Annotated in this window: 3 protein-coding genes; 2 read left to right on the top strand and 1 reads right to left on the bottom strand. The window is 32.4% G+C overall.

Going from position 1 to position 3,727, the window contains the following annotated elements:
• Positions 1–125 precede the first annotated feature (125 nt).
• On the bottom strand, positions 126–356 hold the full coding sequence (locus KPL38_RS18615) for a hypothetical protein (RefSeq protein ID WP_216290629.1): 231 nt from the start codon (positions 354–356) through the stop codon (positions 126–128).
• A gap of 368 nt (positions 357–724) precedes the next feature.
• Between KPL38_RS18615 and KPL38_RS18610 the strand changes: the two genes are divergently transcribed.
• The gene (locus KPL38_RS18610) at positions 725–1,810 is read left to right on the top strand and encodes a radical SAM/SPASM domain-containing protein (protein WP_216290628.1); all 1,086 of its coding nucleotides are present in this window, start codon (positions 725–727) and stop codon (positions 1,808–1,810) included.
• Between the two features lie 155 nt (positions 1,811–1,965).
• On the top strand, positions 1,966–3,486 hold the full coding sequence (locus tag KPL38_RS18605; protein ID WP_216290627.1) for a 4Fe-4S dicluster domain-containing protein: 1,521 nt from the start codon (positions 1,966–1,968) through the stop codon (positions 3,484–3,486).
• Positions 3,487–3,727 lie beyond the last annotated feature (241 nt).

The following is a 3,727-nucleotide window of genomic DNA, read 5'->3' as shown; positions in this document are numbered from 1 at the left end:
TGTTCTATGCCCAGAATGTGATGCAAATATGATAATCAAAGGACGATGAGATTATCATATTTGCTTGGCATAAGGGTTTTTACTCGACCGTAGGGAGATTTTGTTCTTTATATTTTGATTCTAAGCTATACAAGAATCCACCATTCTTCACCTGCAGTAAATAACTCAATTGCTTTTCCGTCAATATTGCATTTATATCTGATTGCATTGTTAATAAGCTTCATACTCCTAACTGGATCTTTTATTTCAAAATCTTCATCGTTGTAAGTCAATTCAAAAGGGTTAGCCCATCCATTATCATCAAGATTACTCTTAACTGCAACTAACATTTTTTCATTCCTATTTCCCCAAGGCATAACATCAATCTCCTTTGTCAATTTTCTATTTCCTTAGTACTATTATAATACACTTTAAATAAATTTATCAGTGAAAAACGTATATTGTAGCCTAAATATATGAGAAATATATTTTAAAATGATAACATAAATTGGAAACAGATTCTTGTTAATAATGATGGGTGGACATTTAAATTAAAGGTATTGACAATAAAACTGAAATAATATACATTATAAGTAAACAATTTGATTGTACAAAATTCAGTTTTATAAAATAAATATAAGAAAATAGATATAAATGAAAAAAATGGTTATGAAATTATAATAAGTTATTAGAGCATTTTAAGTTCGGGAAATATTGATAAAAACTTAAAAAGGGGTTTTAAAAAATGAATAATGATTTTAGCTTATCTGAATACATGAGTACTGGAATAGAGAATATTGTAAAGGGAGTAGTAAAAGCATCTTTTAAAAATCCTAAAGAAACTACCTTCGTATTAGAATATGCTTTAGCAAGTAAAAAAGCAAAAAATAAGCGAGATAACTTTGAAAAAAAAGGAGAAAATGTTCCTCCTTTTTTGATTTCAAGTATAACAAGTAGTTGTAATCTGTTTTGTAAAGGTTGTTATGCGAGGGAAAATAAATCCTGTGGAGAAGGATTACAAAATAAGCAATTATCAAGGGAGAGATGGAAAGGAATATTTGAGGAAGCTAAAGAACTTGGAGTTTCATTTATACTGCTTGCAGGTGGAGAGCCTTTAATGAGAAGAGATGTTATAGAAAAGGCAGCAGAGGTGAAAGAAATTATGTTTCCAGTATTTACTAATGGGACAATGATTAACGAGGAATATATAAATTTATTTGATAAAAACAGAAATCTTCTACCTATGCTTAGTATTGAAGGTGACAAGGACCAGACAGATGTTAGGCGAGGAGAAGGAACTTATGATATTTTAATGAATGTTATGGACAAACTTAAAAGAAATGGCATTTTGTATGGTGTTTCTGTTACCGTAACAACTGAAAATGTTATGATTGTAACTAGTAAATCTTTTTTTGATAAGTTATATAATAAGGGCTGTAGGGCGTTGCTCTTTGTAGAATACGTTCCCGTGACAGAATCAACAAAGCCACTGGCACCGACTGACAGTGAACGTAAGGTCTTGGAATGTGAGAAGCAAAAACTTAGAAATCAATATGAAGATTCTATTTTCCTATCATTTCCTGGCGATGAAAAATATTCGGGTGGATGCCTTGCAGCTGGTAGAGGTTTCTTTCACATTAATGTAGATGGTTCAGCAGAACCTTGTCCGTTTTCACCTTATTCTGATTGTAATTTAAAAGATTGTACTTTAAAAGAGGCTTTGAAATCACCCTTATTTAGGAAGCTTAATGAAACTGGAATGTTACTTGGAGAACATGATGGTGGGTGTCTTCTTTTTCAAAAAAAGAATGAAGTTAGAAAAATGATTTAATAAAAATTCATCGTAATTTCCCAAGTATATACAAAATCCCAAATAAAGTAAAATAAACACACAGCAAAATTGACTGAACTGTTGCTATATGATATTTTATTAAGGAATGTATGTATACAGTTTTTATAAATATTAAAGCATAAAAAGGAGTTATAATGAAATTCGAATATAAAACACTTGCCGATATTAGACATAAAGTTTTTACAGCCGTAAGTAAGATGGCTTTTGAAGACAATTTAAAAGAAATGGGAAATATTCCATATGAGATCATTCCTGGAGATGTGGATAAGTTTAGAGAAAACACATTCCTTGGAAGAGCAATAGTTAGTGAGCGAATCCGCTTGGCAATGGGACTAAATCTAAGACCAAGTGATAAACCAAGAGCAATTACAGAAGGATTAGAGTGTGCAACAAAACCTTCGAAATACTATGAACCGCCACTTGTAAATATTATAAAATTTGCTTGTAATGCTTGTCCAACAAATAGCTATGAAGTTACAAATATGTGCCGTAGTTGCCTAGCACACCCTTGTGTAGAAGTTTGTCCTAAAGGTGCAGTTAGTATAGTTAATGGAAAAAGTTTTATTGATCAGAAAAAATGTATAAAGTGTGGTTTATGTGCTAAAGCATGTCCATATTCAGCAATAATAAAACATGAGCGACCATGTGCCAAGGCATGCGGAGTCGATGCAATAGATTCAGATGAATATGGCAGAGCATCAATAGATTATAATAAATGTGTTAGTTGTGGAATGTGTTTGGTAAATTGTCCTTTTGGAGCAATATCTGATAAAAGTCAAATATTTCAACTGATTCAGGCAATTAAACAAGATAAAGAAGTAATTGCAATTGTAGCTCCATCATATTTGGGGCAGTTTGGTAGAAATGTTGGATTTAATGATTTTAAAAGAGCAATGCTTATACTTGGATTTAAAGATGTTGTTGAAGTTGCGATTGGTGCAGATATTTGTACAATTGAGGAGGCAAAAGACTTTACAGAAAATGTACCTGAAAAACTTTCATTTATGGGTACTTCATGTTGCCCTTCATGGTCTGTTATGGCTAAAAAATTATATCCGCAGTATGCCGAAAATATTTCAATGACGTTGACCCCAATGGTTTTTGCAGCTCGACTTGTGAGAGAAAAACATAAAGATGCAAAGATTGTTTTTATTGGGCCATGTAGCGCGAAAAAATTAGAAGCTTCCAGAAAAAGCGTAAAAAGTGAAGTGGATTTTGTAATTACGTATGAGGAATTATCTGGAATGCTAGAAGCCAAAGAAGTAGAAATAATTGGTACAGATAAGAGCTTGAGTAATGAAGCAACTGGTTCAGGAAGAGGTTTTGCTGTTGCAGGCGGAGTCGCTAAGGCTGTAGCTGATTTGATAAAAAAAGAACATCCAGGGCGAGAAGTGAAGATTAAAGCTGCGAATGGGCTGAGAGAATGTAGAGATATGTGTAATGATGCCGCAAAAGGAAAGTATGATGGATATCTCCTTGAGGGAATGGCGTGTCCCGGTGGTTGCGTAGCTGGAGCTGGGTGTATTGTCAAACCTAACATATCTGGTGCTCAAGTTAAACAAGCGGATAAAAATTCAGAGTTAAAGATTTCAGATGAGTCTAAATATGCTGATAAGATTTACTTGTTAGATAAAAAAAATCTAGAGGAAGAATAGCAATATAGTTTGTCTACTTCACATTCAAACTATGTTGGGTGAATGATGCTTGGAAATCTTTGTGAAAAATATAGCATTTAAAATCTATTTTTTAAATAAATAAAAAACACCAGTAAAATATTTTTACTGGTGTTTTTTATTATATAGGAAACAGCTTGCGGAAACCGCTGTGGATAACATTTTAGATAACATTTTAGATGAAAATTAGGTGGAAAATTCAAGAGAAATATGAGATGATTAA

This window comes from Clostridium psychrophilum, assembly GCF_018861705.1.
GTDB classification, from domain to species: domain Bacteria; phylum Bacillota; class Clostridia; order Clostridiales; family Clostridiaceae; genus Clostridium_AD; species Clostridium_AD psychrophilum.
The sequence above is the reverse complement of the archived record's forward strand: the minus strand, read 5'-3'. Positions and strand labels throughout refer to the sequence as shown.

Excerpts from the sequence above, each read along its gene's own strand:
- KPL38_RS18605 (WP_216290627.1), top strand. The coding sequence starts at position 1,966 with ATGAAATTCGAATATAAAACACTTGCCGATATTAGACATAAAGTTTTT.
- KPL38_RS18615 (WP_216290629.1), bottom strand. The coding sequence starts at position 356 with ATGCCTTGGGGAAATAGGAATGAAAAAATGTTAGTTGCAGTTAAGAGT.
- KPL38_RS18610 (WP_216290628.1), top strand. The coding sequence starts at position 725 with ATGAATAATGATTTTAGCTTATCTGAATACATGAGTACTGGAATAGAG.